We start from the raw sequence: 14,922 nt of genomic DNA on the forward strand, positions 1-14,922 counted from the left end.
TTTTCCAAGTAAACGTATCGAGTAAACGTATAATGAAAAAAGCCGCCCAAAACTTCAGAGCGGCTTTACTTCTATGCATTATTACTTCATTTCATTGATTTCAGCGCGGATTTTCTCTACAAACGCATCCACTGTCATCGCGCCTTCATCGCCTACTCCGCGTTTGCGGACGGACAGTGTACCGTCAGCCACCTCTTTTTCACCGATGACCAGCATGTACGGGATTTTTTCAACTTGTGCTTCACGGATTTTGTAGCCGATTTTCTCATTGCGGCCATCCAGCTCTACGCGAATGCCAGCTTGTTGCAGCTTTTCTCTTACTTGTTCTGCATATGGCATGTGCACTTCGCTGATGTTCATGATGCGTGCCTGGATTGGAGTCAGCCAAATCGGGAATGCACCTGCGTAGTGCTCGATCAGGATACCAATGAAGCGCTCCATGGAGCCGTACATCGCACGGTGCAAGACAACTGGACGATGCTTCTCGTTGTCTTGACCCACGTAAGTCAGGTCGAATTTCTCTGGCATTTGGAAGTCCAGCTGGATCGTTCCGCATTGGTGACGGCGTTTCAGCGCGTCGGTAATTTGGAAGTCAATCTTCGGTCCGTAGAACGCACCGTCGCCTTCCTTGATTTCGTATGCCATACCGAGCTCTTCCAACACTGTTTTCAGAGAGCCTTCCGCTGCTTCCCACAGCTCATCAGAGCCCATGGAATCTTCCGGACGAGTGGACAGAGCTACACTGTATTCGAAGCCAAACACCTTGTAGATGCTGTCAATCAAAGTGATCATGCCTTTGATTTCACTCGCGATCTGATCAGGACGGACAAATACGTGCGCGTCATCCTGGCAGAAGGTGCGCACCCGCAGCATTCCATTCAATGCCCCGGAGTACTCATGGCGGTGAACTTGCCCGAACTCGGAGTAACGGATCGGCAGGTCGCGGTAGGAATGCATCTCGTTTTTATAGATCAGCATGTGACCTGGGCAGTTCATTGGCTTCAAAGCGTAAGTCGCGTTGTCTACTTCAGAGAAGTACATGTTCTCTTTGTAGTGATCCCAGTGACCGGATTCTTTCCAGAGACGCTCGTTCATGAGGAACGGAGAGCGTACTTCTGTGTATTGTGCCAATTGTTGCAGACGGCGGGAGAATTGCTCCAGCTCGTTGCGAACAGTGAAGCCTTTTGGCAGGTAGAACGGCATACCTGGTGCTTCCTCGGAGAACATGAACAGTCCCAGCTCTTTACCCAATTTGCGGTGATCGCGCTTTTTCGCTTCTTCGATGAAGTGCAGATATTCATCCATGTCTGCTTTTTTCGGCCAAGCTGTACCGTATACACGTTGCAGAACTTGGTTTTCTGCTTTTCCGCGCCAGTATGCACCTGCCACGCTCATCAGCTTGAATGCTTTGATGTAGCCAGTGGACGGCAAGTGCGGACCACGACAGAGGTCGAAAAATTCGCCTTGCTCATACAGTGTGATAGTCGCATCCTCTGGCAGGTCGCGAATCAGCTCCAGCTTCAGGTGATCGTTCAGTTCTTGGAAAATCGCAGTTGCTTCTTCGCGGCTTACGACTTTGCGGCGAATTGGCAGGTCTTCCTTCACGATTTTTTCCATTTCTGCTTCGATTTTGCCCAAATCCTCTGGGGAAAGGGAAACCGGAATATCCATGTCGTAATAGAAGCCATCTTCGATCACAGGACCGATACCGAACTTCACTTCCGCGCCATAAATGCGTTTTACCGCTTGAGCGAGCAAGTGAGCTGTACTGTGGCGGTATACTTCCAACCCGTCGGCAGAATCGAGGGTAACGATTTCAATCGCTGCGTCATCTGTGAGTTCTGTGTACAGATCGACAACCTTGCCGTCTTTTTTACCAGCTACTGCCTTTTTCTTCAGGCTAGAGCTAATGGAGCCTGCGATGTCTTCGATCGTAATCCCAGCGTCGTATTGACGAACGGCTCCATCTGGGAAAGTAACATGAATTTGTGCCACTGCGGATTCTTCCTTCCTGTATCTTGTTTGGTTGAGAAAATAAAAAAACACTCATCCCCAAAAAGGGACGAGTGTGTTCTCGCGGTACCACCCTACTTCAAGTCTGTTCACAAAAACAGACTCCTCATTCCATGTAACGGTATTTAACCGGCATACCGATAGTAAAAGCCTACGCTTCGTTCCCGGCAGCTACTCGAAGGTGGTAGATCAATAACAGTTCGCAGCGAGCTTCCAGCCTGTGGCCCGCCTCTCTAGAGCGTCCATACTATTGTCCGTGTCCTTCTCATCGTATTTATAAGCGATGTAAAGTTGTTGTTGCTATTATAGTTTAGAGGGATTATTCCCGTCAAGTACACGTCGCTCGGATAGGCAAAGCGAACAAGAGTGGCAAGTGACCAGCCGACTGTCAAAAATACTGCGGATCGTCTGTGCAAGCCCAGGCTTTTCCGAAGCCATATGGAGCACGATACTCTCAGGAGCCAGTGTAACCAAAGCACTGACCAAATAATCCTCGTCCCTGCATTTTTGTTCGTCCATGTTCAGAACGGTATCCAACTGTTCAAGCCAAAGACGATCCCCTTTTTTATCATAAAGATGGAAAGGTTTGTCCACACTAGGAACGACATGAACGACTTCCTGCTTGGTTTCCTGTACAGCAATGAAATAGCGCAACAGCTCGACAAACTCTTGGTATTGCTTGTCTTCCAGATATTCATCAATGCCAGTTTCCACGAGTTCGAACAGCTCGTTCCAATGGTCCTGCAGTCGAAACCGGACGAAGCCCAAGACGTTAATCGTTCTCTCCCATTCCAGATAGGTGAAAACGTTGCGATATACGTTTGCCTTGCGTGTCGTAGCCGTTAACAGTTCCCTGCCATCAAGCTCGACTTCTTGGCACATGCGTTGAATATAAGGAAAAATCTCTGCCCACTCGGTCTCCATTTGTTCGGCAGCGAGCAAGTCAGCTGCCATTTCTTCCATAATTTTCGGTTCCTTCACCTGAATGACCCATTCGGCTAATGTAAGAGCAACGAAGGCTCTCGCCCACTCGATGGTCTGCGCGTCATACTCACTCTCACACCAGCTTTGAAAGTAGAACAAGAGGTATCCATTCTCTTCTTGCTCCCTGTATGTAATGCGCACCGGTGCAGTGTTGACCCGCTCCGTCATCTCATTTACGATAGCCCGATACGTGTCACAATGCTCAGGGACATTCTCCAGCAATACGCGAAACGTCTGCATAACCATCCCCCCAACCGCCATTGTAGTTACAGTATATGTCCCGTCAGGAGCGATATACTTTTAAACGGTTGGAAACTCAGGGAAGGTTGCAGGTAAAAAATTCCTGATTAAAAAACCAAAAAACGCTTCCTGCCGGTTTCCCTTTGTTAGAGGGGGCAGAGAAGCGTTTGGAGGTTATTTAGTTTTGCATCACAAAATCACGTTCTGCCATCTCGCCGTCTTTGAAAACGCGCAAAATGTCATATTGTGTGTTGCGCTGTGCAGGGATTTTGCCTGCGCCGCGGATGAGCTCCAAAATTTGGTTTGTATTGACCTTGTACGTACATGCCGCTGCGGAAACAACGTTTTCTTCCATCATCGTTTGGCCAAAATCGTTCGCTCCATAAGAGAGAGAAAGCTGACCGTAATGCGGGCCCATCGTCACCCACGAAGATTGGAAGTTTTCGATATTATCCAGCATAAGGCGGCTAATTGCCAGTGTTTTCAAGTATTCCTCTGGCGTGTTGTTGACTGCCTTCATATTGGTGTTGTCCGGTTGGAATGTCCAGACGATGAACGCTTTGAATCCGCCTGTCTCATCTTGCGCATCACGAATGCGCAGAAGGGACAGTACGCGCTCCTCCATCTCTTCTCCAAAACCAATTACCATGGTAGCAGTGCCAGGCAAGCCTGCACGGTGTGCTGCTTTTTGAGTGTCAATCCATTCTGTCCAAGAACCCTTCAAACGGGAAATCTTCCGACGTGTACGATCATCGAGGATTTCGCCACCCGCTCCCGGCAAGGAATCAAGACCCGCTGCCTTCAGCTCTTTCAGCACTTCCTCGACAGACATGTTGGAAACTTCCGCGATTTTCATCACTTCCGCTACAGACAGTGAGTGCATCGTAATTTGCGGGAAGCGTTCTTTGATCGCGCGCAAGAGGTCGGTGTAATAATCCAGTTTCAGATCTGGGTTGGTACCGCCTTGCATCAAGATTTCTGTACCGCCAACGTCCACGGTCTCCTGAATTTTTTGGAAAATCGTTTCTCTGGGGAGAACGTATCCTTCGGAAGAACCTGGAGCTCGGTAAAAGGCACAAAAGCGGCAATACGTGTCACATACGTTCGTGTAATTGACGTTGCGACTAATGACAAAAGTCGCAATCGGTTCTGGATGATGCTTTTGCATGACCAGATTGGCATAATGTCCGATCTTTTCGATTTCATTGCTCGCAAACAAAGCCAGACCGTCTTCGAGACCCAGTCGTTCACCTGCGAGAGCACGTTCCAATATAGAATCGATCATAAGGATCACTCCTTGTACCATACGTAAATTCCATCCCACATCATAACACAATACCGGGACATCGGCTATAGCCCGAGGTGCTGACAGATTCGCTGCCATACGCGAAAAAACCCTGCAAGAGACAGGGTTTGGAATCGCAATGATTCTTATTGTTCTTCATATCCGATCTGTTCGTATACTTCTGGCTCCCAGTAAATCACGGTTTGCGCGAGTGGCAAATTCGTTTCGCGCGCTCCGTTTGGTTTGCCATTAAAATAGATGATTTCTGTTATGGATACCCGATCACCACGTACGTCAATTTCCCCTGACAATTGCAAGTTAGTCCCGTTTGGCGCATAGAAAACGGCTTTTCCCGAACCCAATGTTTTCATTGGTTCCTCCCATGATGTTTGTCCTGTTTCCCTTCATTTTAGTGGATAATCTTTCCTAGCGTCAATGAAAAACAAGGACTTCACTACCAATATTCGCCCTGAGATAATGCTCATTGGACCACTTATTTTGAAACCGTCTGCGCAACTTGATTCTGACTTCGATTAAAATATACCTTCGATTGTTTGTTGTGGGTCACAACCAAAAGAAGGGCTACATACACCATTGCGATCAAGAAAGTCCCATTGCTTATATCGAGTAAGATCGCCAAACTTATGATGACAATCGACGACTTGAAAAACCTCATCTGTATGAAGATAAACAATAAAGTCGTGATGATCAGTGGAAGCATGAATCTTCCTTGCATTCTTCCTAACGCATAGCTTTGATCTAACATATCTTCTGGCATAGTTACCGCGCTGAACACCATTTTACTGGCCCAGTGACTCAAATTCATCGGGTCCGCCTGTGCAACCACAAAATAGAGCCCTCCCAATACGATGACTTGCAACAGCATAAACCCTTGAATGACTTTGATACATAATGGCATTTTCATAAAAAATATCCCTTTCGTAATGACATGATGGTCCCTCTTATATTTCCACACCATCTTATATTCGGGATATTTTGGAAATCAATTGATGGGCCAATCGTCCTATTTTCCTTATTTTCCCTCTCGACATCAAACTTTCGTTGTGGTCTTTCTTTGGACAAACTGGCATAGGATAGCTACAATAGAAAAAACCTCGTAAGGAGATGCTCATGCTCGAACATATCACACAGCTATTCATGCAATATGGGATGTGGGGACTCGTTGCCATGGCATTTTTGGACTCATTTATTAGTCCGATTCCTCCGTTTTTTATGCAAATTGCGATGAGTCTGCTCGATCCAGGCTCAGCGATTCAGTTTGCGACAGTAGCCTTTACTGCTTCCGTCCTCGGCGCTCCCATCGGATTTTTGTTGGGGAGATGGCTGGGAAAACCACTTTTGCACAAGATTCTCCCTGAAAAATGGGTTATCGTAGCGACGGAAAAATTCGCAAAAAACGGGGATGCTGCCGTACTGATCGGAGCTTTTACCCCCATTCCTTTCAAGGTTTTCACTGTGCTCTCTGGCGTATTCAATTACTCGCTGACCAAGCTCATGTTTTATGCGGTCATTGGGCGGGGATTGAAGTTTTATTTGATTGGCACCTTGTTTTATTTATACGGAAAACACGCAAAGGTTCTAATCGATGAATACTTTGAGATCACTCTGCTGGCGGTCGCAACAGTAGTTGCTGCGATCTGGTTTATTTGGAACATCCGCCGCAAGCGATACGCGTAAAAATCAAAAGCGCCCTAGCCACCTCAACAAGTGGTCGAAAGGCGCTTTTTGATTATCGGGTCGGAACAATAGCGGACTGTTGCGCCCACTCTTCTGCGCTGACAGACTGATACTCCACCAGTTGGGTAAAGAACTGTACATCCAGCAAAGAATCAGCTTGAATCCCCCGCTTTTCTTGTGAATGGAAATGCTTTACGGCATACAGCTTTGCCAAAATGTATTTGCGCGCATTTCCCTCACGTGTCACCTGATCCTCTGCTTCGCTGACGATGCACGATAAGGTGTACAAATCTACCATATGGTCCGCGAGCGCTTTTAATTTGTACGTCAAATAATCTTGGGTCTGTTTCATGAGATAGGCGATATTTTCCTCCAGGATGGCCAGCTCTTTCCGAACCAACTCGGCGTACGGCTGTGAAAAGGCATGCTTCCAGCCAGCTATCCGTTCCCGAAGCAATCTGTTAAACACTTCGTGGCTGTTTTCTTTTTGCATCACACGCAAAATATCGAGTGCAAGTATATTCGAGGTGCCTTCCCATACGGTCAAAACTTGCGCATCTCGCAACAGACGCGGCGTCACGTATTCCTCGATATAGCCGTTACCGCCATGAATTTCAATCGCGGTATGGGTCGATTCGACAGCCTCTTCCCCTGTACGGTATTTCAGCAAAGGAATCAGCAGGCGAGCAAGCGCGTTATCCTCTTTGCTAGCGGAATCAGACTGCAAGCGATCATAGACAGCAATCATATCAAACACCGCACCCGTGCTGACCTCCGTATCCAATAAGAGGCTGACCAGCATTTCTATAACCATCGGGTACTGATCGATTGGTTTCCCGAATGCACGACGTTGCTCGGCATAATACTTCGCTTCGTAAAAAGCTCGACGCATAATCCCAATCGAAGCAATCGCGTTGCAAATGCGAGAGAGGTTCAGGGCTTCTGCCATGTACTTGAAGCCGTTCTGAGGCTCCCCGATCAAATAGCCCTCTGCCCCGTTCAATAGTATCTCCGCAGATGGTACAGCGTTGACTCCCAGCTTATCTTTCAAGCGGCGGACCTGGATATGATTGCGTTCGTTGTCAGGCTTTATCCATGGCACCAAAAACAGTCCGAGCCCTTTTGTCCCCGGTTTCTCCTCATCGATTCTCGCCAAAACAGTCGCAACAAATGCTCCAGCATTGCTCGCAAAAAACTTTTCTCCTGTCAATCGGTACACACCGGGCCGACCTGCTACTGGCTCTGCTACAGTCAAATTCGCACCGACATCCGAGCCGCCCTGTCTCTCCGTCAGCCAAGTAGCTCCCTCATAGAAGTGATTGCGATCGCGAGAGGTCAGTCCTGTTAGATACTGCTCCTTTTGTTCTTCGCTGCCATAGCGATCAATTAAATAAGCGGCTGACATGGACAAGGTGACAGGGCAATAGAAGCCCGGCTCAGACTGACTCACGAGATAGCCCATGAAAAAGGAATAGCTATACGGCGCTTTTTTCCCCAGCTCAGGAATTTCTTGATACAAATAGCTGACGATGCCCGCTCCGTAAACCTCCGCTACTGTTTCCTTGTAGCCTTCATTGGTAATGATCTCGGAAATATCCTCACCCAACCGATTGTACTTGCGCAATCTTGGCTTGCCTTCTCTGTCTGTATAGGCGGCACGCTCATCGATGGGTCCTGCCACTTGCGCACCTAGCCAGCTCAACTGCTGTCTTGCCCATTCATGCATGGAAGCAGGGAGATAACGTTCCAGCAAGTAATGGAGGTTGGGATCTTCTTTGAAAAAGTTTTGCTCCTGTGGCGTACGCGGATGCGGGATGTTGTCGCTGTATGTTCGCTGATCAATGCTCGTTTGCAAATCACTCATCGCAGTTCCACTTCCTTTTGGGAACTGACATCACGCAATACATGCTTCAGGACTTTTCCGCTCGTGTTCCGCGGCAGCGCAGGAACGATTTTCACCTGTCGCGGGAGCTTGTAATCGGCGAGATGACCACGCAAAAAGCCTGGGATTTCCTCTAGCCACTCTCGATTGGTATCGACTCCTGGTTTCAGCACCACATAGGCCGTAACCGTCTCACCCCACTCAGGATGCGGCAAACCTACAACAGCTACCTCGCCAATCGAAGGATGACGCTCTAACAACTGCTCGATTTCCTTTGGGTAGACGTTTACCCCGCCCGTAATCATCACGTCTTTTTTGCGATCAATCATCCACAGAAATCCATCCTCATCCACGCGTGCAATATCGCCTGTGTACACCCAACCATCGCGTATAGTTTCTGCTGTGGCCTCTGGATTGTTGTAGTATCCTTCCATTGTCCCTTCTCCGCGCAAGCGAATTTCGCCCGCTTCGCCATTGGCGCATCGCTCTCCTCGCTCGTCTACAACCTCCATTTCGGCGAACAATACACCACGATTGCCGATACTGCCGATTTTGTCCGGGTGCTCTCGGTGCAAGAGACACATTCCGGTTGGCCCCACCTCCGTCAAGCCGTAGACGCACGCCAGTTTATCGCGACCATAAGCTTCTTCCATGAGCGAAGCCATCTCTTTGGACAACGGAGCCCCGCCATACATCCAATATTCGATGGAAGACAAATCGTACGTCGCAAACTCGGGATGTTTCATCGTCAGCAAATACGCCACTGGCGCTCCGAAGAAATGCGTAATCCGATGCTGCTGCACCAAATCCAAAAGAAGCTGCGGCGAAAAGGTAAGAGCCATTACCTGGGTGGCGCCAAGCATAAGCCCTGCAATGAAAAACAGATGGAGGGGAGCCGAATGACTCAGCGGCATCAAATGCAAAATTCGTGAGCGATGTGTCATCGTCAGTTCAATTGACATCATTTTCGCGACAGTCAATAAGCTTCTATGTGTATACAGCACCCCTTTAGGCCGTCCAGTTGTGCCAGATGTAAACAGGATGCTGACCTCGCTATCTTCGTTCATGTTCGCCAAATACGGCTGTGAAGTAAGCGTATTCATTTTATCAAAAGACACGCCACTGGCATCCCAGTCAGCGATTCCATACCAATTCCCTTGCCTCGCACCTGTTTTGATTGCTACAAGCTGTGGCGCTTGAAGGACCCACTCATTCACGATAGGCACGAGGGCATCATGAACAAGAAGTGCCTTTGCTCCGGCATGTTCACATATTTGTCGTACTTCTTCTTGTGTTGAACGTGCATGAATCGGTACGACGAGGGCTCCACTGCGAATGACGGCGACGTAAAAAATGGCAAACTCCGGGCAATTGGGCATCAGCATGACAACCCGATCCCCTTGGTCGATGCCAAGCTCTCGCAAATGGCAAGCCCACTGAGTAGAGCGTGTATCCCACTGGGAAAAGCTGACCTCTACATCTCCGGCAACCAGAGCGGACTTGTCAGGGTATTTCCTTCCGTTTGCTGCGAGCAGAGCTGATACGTTCATCGTTTCTCCTCCTCATTTTCTTCAAGCAATTTTTGTTCAAAGTTTTGCTTGTAGACGAGAATGTCTTCTCTCAGTTGTCGGAGTTCCATGATTTTCTCGTCGATCTCAGCCAGCTTTTGGTTGCCGTACTCAATCGTTCGCAAAAGCTGGGCACGACCTGTACGGTCCTCACCGAACAGCTCAATCATCTCGCGAATCTGATCCAACGAAAATCCGAATCGCTTCCCTCGCAGAATGAGTCGCAGCCTGGCACGATCCTTGCGGCTGTAGTGCCTGCTTCCCTTTTCTGTCCGACTGGGGGAAATCAAGCCGAGCTCCTCGTAGTACCGAATCGTTCTGGTGCTGACATCCAATTGTTGAGCAAGATCAGAGATGGTCCACGATTCTTCCTTCTGTATTCCTTCTCTGCTCATATCAAGCGCCCCTTACTTATGTTTATAAAATTATGAATTTACCGAATAAAACGATTGTAACTTCCGTTTACGTAAACGTCAACTTGATGAAAAATTTATCGGGCCAATCACCAATCTATTATTCGCCCATATATTGTTATTGTGATTTTTGTGGAAGGAGGTGAAGCAATGGCCGTCATCAAAGCGAACTCCAATGATGTAGATATGCTTGCCAGGCTGATCCGCGCAGAGGCTGAGGGCGAAGGTGAGTTGGGCATGTTGATGGTTGGCAACGTTGGGGTAAATCGGATTTTAGGTAACTGCCTTGACTTCAAAAACATTCGCAGCATGCGTGACATGGTCTATCAATCTCCGGGAGGATTCGAAGCGATCCAGAAGCCGTATTTCTATCAACGGGCCAGGGAAAAAGACAGACGACTGGCACGGCGTGCAATCAATGGAGAGAAAACCCGCCCTGCGAGCAACGCATTGTGGTTCTACCGTCCTGCCGGAAACTGTCCAGCTACCTGGTGGAATCAACAAAACTCCGGTCGCTTTAAGGCACACTGCTTCTTCGTTCCAACACCAGCAGATTGTCCACGGGTCTATTAAAAAGGAATAGATAGATAAAGGAGCGAGTTCATCATGAGTCAACAAATGCCTTACACTGGTTTCCCTCAACAACAATACGGCTACGACATGTACCCATCCGCCCAGTATCCATACGGCATGCCTCAGCAACAGCAGCAGATGATTCAGCAGCAGCAACCTCAACTGGTTCCGATGCAGCCAAGCGGAGCCTGGATTCCGGGAACGCCCATCACTCCTGGGCAAGTGATGGAAGAATCGTACATCGAAAACATCCTTCGCCTGAATCGAGGCAAAGTCATTACGGTGTACCAAACATTTGAAAACAACAGCCAATGGAACGCTAAAATTTTCCGCGGTGTCCTCGAAACGGCTGGCCGCGACCACATCATTCTCAGCGATCCGCAAACCGGCAAACGCTATTTGCTCCTCATGGTCAACACGGATTACATCACGGCGGACGAAGAGTTGAATTACATCGCGCCTCAGCTTCCAACAGGAATTCGGTAAAAAACCAAGCACAAAAAGACAGTTTTCGTCGGCTATCCCCGGGGAGAACTGTCTTTTTGACGTCGATACAATTCCATGCTATTAATGTTAGAAACACGACCGCTTTGCAAAGGATGAGGAAGAGTGGCATTTGGGATTACACGAGATGAACTAAACCGCTGGAAGCAAGCCGTTAGTCGAGGCGAATTGGCATTTCTCACCCACTATTGGCTGGACCCCCGGTTTCCTGGAATCAAAACCGTTACCAAAGTAGGCTGTGCCAATTACTCGTTACTGACAGACTGGTGCATTGCCAACGGACTCGATCCTGTCTACATTCATAACCGTGCACCCTTCCCACATTTTGATTTACTTGGCGAAAAACAAATCCAGGTCTTGCAAAAGGAAGGCTTGTGGGATCACTTGGAGCGCTTCCGCATGCTGGATGATGGACGAGACTAGGACGGATCTTTTTGCACGTGGTAGCCCTGCTCACCATAAGGCGCCAGCTTTTTCATCCATTTATCTTCGAGTTTTTCCAGTGCATCCTTCAAGTCAAAGTACGGATGGTCTTTCTTCTCCACCTTCTCTAGTACTTCGATTTCAAAAGCGTCCGGACCGTATTTATCCCAGTCTTTTTGCAGCTCACGATTCGGATGCGAGCCATGCTGAAGCATAAACTTTCTACCGTTGATCGTTTTTAGGTTATTCGTGCTGGCGATGAAAACTTTGTCATTCTGCTTGTTTTTGATTTGATAAACACCTGCATCGACTTCTACTTCTTTATACATCTGCTTGAGCTCTTGTTTGCGATTCATCTGTTGCGCCCCCCGTTCCTCTCCTTCATTTTCCACAGCGATCCTCCAATATTGACTGCCGTCAGCCTGTCTGTCCATCAACCCAACATCGACTAAATATCTCCGCAAGGTCACATAATCGTCGTAGAGACCTTCCAAAATCTCATTCACTTCCCGCTCGGAGTAGAAACGATCGAGCTCAAACTTTTTGGAAATCTCTTCGAGTAAGATGAGTTTATGCTTTTGCTTGCGCGGGAATCGCTCTAATCGACCTGAGAGTCCATTCGGCAGGAATTTCTTTACGATCGCAGCATACTCTGTGACATCGCCATCTTTCGTGGAATTCTTTTGCTTACTTGATTTGGCATCATTAGACGATTGATTTTTATCCGCTTCATGCAATAATTCCATCATGACCAGGAATACCTTGGCCTGACGTTCTTTTTCCTTGAGTGCAAAGCGGTGATTACGGATCGTCGATGCACTGCCAATCCCCATTTCATGTTGAACCTCGGCGTCTGTCTTGCCTTGGTAAAAAAGGCGAAGCAAATTAACCTGATGATCAGACAAGCCCGTCAATCGTTTATCCAACTGGCTCAGGTGAGTAAAGACCGAACCGTGCGCAGCCTCGATATGATGGCGCATAAAGCGGGACGCTTCGTACAGGACACCCTCTACTGGATAAATGATTCCTTTCTCCACCTGTTCCCCACAGAGCAAACACATAAAATGTTCGTCTTGTTCGATGTAACCTTGCTTCCATTCTTGAAGGGAAGCGCTCCAAAATGCTTCATGAAGACTCATCTATAAACACAACCTTTATTCGTTTGATTTATTATAGATAACTTATCATCATGTTTGTTTTATGTCAAACAAAAAAGCTCTCTGTTGTGTAATCGCACAACAGAAAGCCTTTTTGTCTATGCTTCACTGGCTCGCATCGCAAGACTTGCTTGCGCCAACTCTTTTAAAAATGCCAGGCGATCTCCTTTAAAGAAACGTCCTTCTGTTGCTGACCGTTTCTGCCGATAGCGGATCGCCAATCGGTTCACCAAGCGATTAATCTCCAGATGTTGTTCCTCTTCCATCGTAAACCGTACAGCGTATTCGTAATAGTCCGTTTCCCACGGAATCGTGCGGACTACGTGGCCGTACATTTTCAGAGCCTGTCCGCACAATTCCGTCGCAAACTGCAGAACGAGCTGGTCATTTGCCGGCATTTTGAGATGAGAGAGAAAACGAAGTCCACCTGCCCCGATATCCTCGATCAATACCTGCGTGCTCCCAATCTCCATGGTTTTCCCTTTGACCAGCACAATGGTCATGTCTGCACAGAGGGCGTATTCTAGACGTAAGCGAAAAAATTCACGTTGATGCCCCTCTGATCTACCTGGCATTGTTTTCTCCTTCTTTCTCTTCTCATAGTGGGTAACACGCAAAAGAAAGAGCGCCTGTCATCTTGGCGCCTTTCTTTTTATTTTTTGGGCTTTCGGTATCTGATCTCCTGCTCTTTCACCTGAAAGCGATTCCATAATTCTCTCTCATCATGTGTGATGGAATCATGCTTTTCCAGCCGGAAGAGGAGTCTAACGACCACCCAAACAATCAAAAGAAACGCAAAAAAGATAACCAGTGTAAGAAACATCATAAAACCTGCCTCCTCCCATTTACTAACAACATATGGGAGGAAGCAAAATAAGATAACCAAATGTGTCAAAAACGTGACGAATCCTTTTTTCTAGAAGGTAGTCACACTTCGCGGCTTCTCGGGAACAGCAAACAGCCTATCCAAAATGGGAAGCTTTTCTGGGGCATCCAGCTCCAATTGCCCGTATTGATACAGCTTGCGGGCAGTTACTACACCCATCACGAGCGAAGAAAAATCCGAAATATCTAGCTGCACTGAAATGTCAGGCTCCACTGCCTCCCCTAGTTCCGGACGTCCATCGACAAACTTGATGAGCCATGTTCCTGCGTTCTCAGGCAGAAACGAATCGCGGATCGTCAGCTTCATATTTACCGTTTCCGAACCAAAATGGTGGTGGGACAGCTGACGGAAAAATCCCGGTACATCAATGATCCGATACATCAGACCGACTCCAGATACATGGCTCTCATGATAAATGCTCCACAACAGCGAATCCGTCCCATTGCCCGGATCAGATAGCAACAAGTGGAAATCTTCGTCCGGCGTCGTGAACTCAATCCTTTGAATCTGATCGGCCTGGCTACGCAGGAAAGAAAGCAGTTGCGCAAGTGCTTCGCGGCTCTCATACAGAAATTCTCTCACTTCAATGTTGTTGAAGATTCTGTTTTTTTCATGGGCGCTCTGGAACTGGAAAGCGAGATAGCCACCTAGCCTCCCTTCCTTTTTGTAGCCGACGGTAATCAATTCAGGACTATCGAGAAGTCTGTCCCATTCTCGATCTGTTCGCTTGATCATGCCATGCGTTTGACGGGCGATTCGATGATAGCAAGCTGACAGTTCTTCCTTGTCCTCTTTTCCTATATAGACGATTTTGTCCTTGCCTACAAACGGCAGGCTGGACGGCTTGAACTTGTATTGGTGAACCTTGGTCCCTATTCCAAAACCCATTTGCTTGTAAAAATCAACACGAAACGGATAGAGAGAGACCAGCGAGATTCCCCGCTCCCGATAGCTGGAAAGAAAACCTTGCAGCATTGACATGGCCACTTTTTCCTTTTTATGCAAAAGGTCTACGGCGACCAGCCCAATCCCCCCAGTCAAAAGCGGTGTACCGTGAACATTCATAGGAAAATCATACCATTTCATTATACCCAATAGTCGTCCATCATGGTAGCATCCGTGGTAGCTGACATGTGGGTCGTTTTCGATCGTCTCCCTTACGCGTTCGGCAAATCGCTGTCTGCTCTCAGCACCCAGGAGATTGCTTCCAGGGTAGCTCATTGCTGCAATCCTAACGACCTCATCGATATCGTCAATGGAAACCGGTCGAATCTCCTCCATCGTCTCATGCACTCC

Annotated in this window: 16 protein-coding genes and 1 other annotated feature; of the genes, 4 read left to right on the forward strand and 12 right to left on the reverse strand. The window is 47.9% G+C overall.

What is annotated here, in order from left to right:
* Window positions 1-81: 81 nt before the first annotated feature.
* The 5 genes from thrS to FB479_RS07090 all read right to left on the reverse strand — a co-directional run bounded on the left by thrS (window position 82) and on the right by FB479_RS07090 (window position 5,447).
* Window positions 82-1,995: a threonine--tRNA ligase gene (gene thrS, locus FB479_RS07070; RefSeq protein ID WP_142063626.1), complete on the reverse strand. Its 1,914-nt coding sequence runs from the start codon at window positions 1,993-1,995 to the stop codon at window positions 82-84.
* Window positions 1,996-2,055: 60 nt separating this feature from the next.
* Window positions 2,056-2,291: a binding site (T-box leader), on the reverse strand.
* A 25-nt stretch (window positions 2,292-2,316) separates the two neighbouring features.
* A complete protein-coding gene (gene ytxC / locus FB479_RS07075; RefSeq protein ID WP_142063629.1) occupies window positions 2,317-3,237 on the reverse strand; it encodes a putative sporulation protein YtxC in 921 nt (306 codons plus the stop codon).
* Between the two features lie 178 nt (window positions 3,238-3,415).
* Window positions 3,416-4,522, reverse strand: coding sequence for a cyclic dehypoxanthinyl futalosine synthase (mqnC, locus tag FB479_RS07080; RefSeq protein WP_106657515.1), 1,107 nt, complete (start codon window positions 4,520-4,522; stop codon window positions 3,416-3,418).
* 146 nt (window positions 4,523-4,668) lie between these two features.
* A complete protein-coding gene (locus FB479_RS07085; protein ID WP_106657514.1) occupies window positions 4,669-4,893 on the reverse strand; it encodes a hypothetical protein in 225 nt (74 codons plus the stop codon).
* A 122-nt stretch (window positions 4,894-5,015) separates the two neighbouring features.
* Entirely contained in the window at window positions 5,016-5,447 is a 432-nt protein-coding gene (locus tag FB479_RS07090) for a hypothetical protein (RefSeq protein ID WP_142063632.1), read from the reverse strand.
* 206 nt (window positions 5,448-5,653) lie between these two features.
* On the opposite strand from FB479_RS07090, the gene FB479_RS07095 reads away from it, so the two are divergent.
* Complete coding sequence (locus FB479_RS07095) at window positions 5,654-6,220, forward strand: YqaA family protein (protein ID WP_106657512.1); 567 nt, start codon at window positions 5,654-5,656, stop codon at window positions 6,218-6,220.
* 52 nt (window positions 6,221-6,272) lie between these two features.
* Here the strand turns inward: FB479_RS07095 and FB479_RS07100 are convergent, their stop codons facing one another.
* From FB479_RS07100 to FB479_RS07110, 3 genes are read right to left on the reverse strand one after another with little or no spacing between them, the layout of a single operon-like run.
* On the reverse strand, window positions 6,273-8,084 hold the full coding sequence (locus FB479_RS07100) for an acyl-CoA dehydrogenase family protein (protein WP_142063635.1): 1,812 nt from the start codon (window positions 8,082-8,084) through the stop codon (window positions 6,273-6,275).
* Window positions 8,081-9,652, reverse strand: coding sequence for a class I adenylate-forming enzyme family protein (locus FB479_RS07105; protein ID WP_142063638.1), 1,572 nt, complete (start codon window positions 9,650-9,652; stop codon window positions 8,081-8,083). The genes FB479_RS07100 and FB479_RS07105 overlap by 4 nt, the downstream gene beginning before the upstream one ends.
* A complete protein-coding gene (locus tag FB479_RS07110; protein WP_106657509.1) occupies window positions 9,649-10,065 on the reverse strand; it encodes a MerR family transcriptional regulator in 417 nt (138 codons plus the stop codon). The genes FB479_RS07105 and FB479_RS07110 overlap by 4 nt, the downstream gene beginning before the upstream one ends.
* A 168-nt stretch (window positions 10,066-10,233) precedes the next feature.
* On the opposite strand from FB479_RS07110, the gene FB479_RS07115 reads away from it, so the two are divergent.
* The 3 genes from FB479_RS07115 to FB479_RS07125 all read left to right on the forward strand — a co-directional run bounded on the left by FB479_RS07115 (window position 10,234) and on the right by FB479_RS07125 (window position 11,583).
* On the forward strand, window positions 10,234-10,656 hold the full coding sequence (locus tag FB479_RS07115) for a cell wall hydrolase (protein ID WP_106657508.1): 423 nt from the start codon (window positions 10,234-10,236) through the stop codon (window positions 10,654-10,656).
* Between the two features lie 33 nt (window positions 10,657-10,689).
* Complete coding sequence (gene gerQ / locus FB479_RS07120) at window positions 10,690-11,142, forward strand: spore coat protein GerQ (RefSeq protein ID WP_106657507.1); 453 nt, start codon at window positions 10,690-10,692, stop codon at window positions 11,140-11,142.
* Window positions 11,143-11,265: 123 nt separating this feature from the next.
* Complete coding sequence (locus FB479_RS07125; protein ID WP_142063641.1) at window positions 11,266-11,583, forward strand: hypothetical protein; 318 nt, start codon at window positions 11,266-11,268, stop codon at window positions 11,581-11,583.
* Here the strand turns inward: FB479_RS07125 and FB479_RS07130 are convergent.
* The 4 genes from FB479_RS07130 to FB479_RS07140 all read right to left on the reverse strand — a co-directional run bounded on the left by FB479_RS07130 (window position 11,580) and on the right by FB479_RS07140 (window position 14,907).
* A complete protein-coding gene (locus tag FB479_RS07130) occupies window positions 11,580-12,722 on the reverse strand; it encodes a DUF2087 domain-containing protein (RefSeq protein WP_142063644.1) in 1,143 nt (380 codons plus the stop codon). The genes FB479_RS07125 and FB479_RS07130 overlap by 4 nt on opposite strands.
* A 116-nt stretch (window positions 12,723-12,838) precedes the next feature.
* Window positions 12,839-13,315: a PilZ domain-containing protein gene (locus FB479_RS07135; protein WP_142063647.1), complete on the reverse strand. Its 477-nt coding sequence runs from the start codon at window positions 13,313-13,315 to the stop codon at window positions 12,839-12,841.
* 77 nt (window positions 13,316-13,392) lie between these two features.
* Window positions 13,393-13,566, reverse strand: coding sequence for a hypothetical protein (locus tag FB479_RS30420; RefSeq protein WP_164724504.1), 174 nt, complete (start codon window positions 13,564-13,566; stop codon window positions 13,393-13,395).
* A 90-nt stretch (window positions 13,567-13,656) separates the two neighbouring features.
* Window positions 13,657-14,907 (reverse strand): GNAT family N-acetyltransferase, encoded by a 1,251-nt coding sequence (locus FB479_RS07140; RefSeq protein ID WP_142063650.1) that lies wholly within the window; start codon window positions 14,905-14,907, stop codon window positions 13,657-13,659.
* Window positions 14,908-14,922: the final 15 nt, after the last annotated feature.

The sequence above is a fragment of the Brevibacillus sp. AG162 genome (assembly GCF_006715575.1).
GTDB lineage: Bacteria > Bacillota > Bacilli > Brevibacillales > Brevibacillaceae > Brevibacillus > Brevibacillus brevis.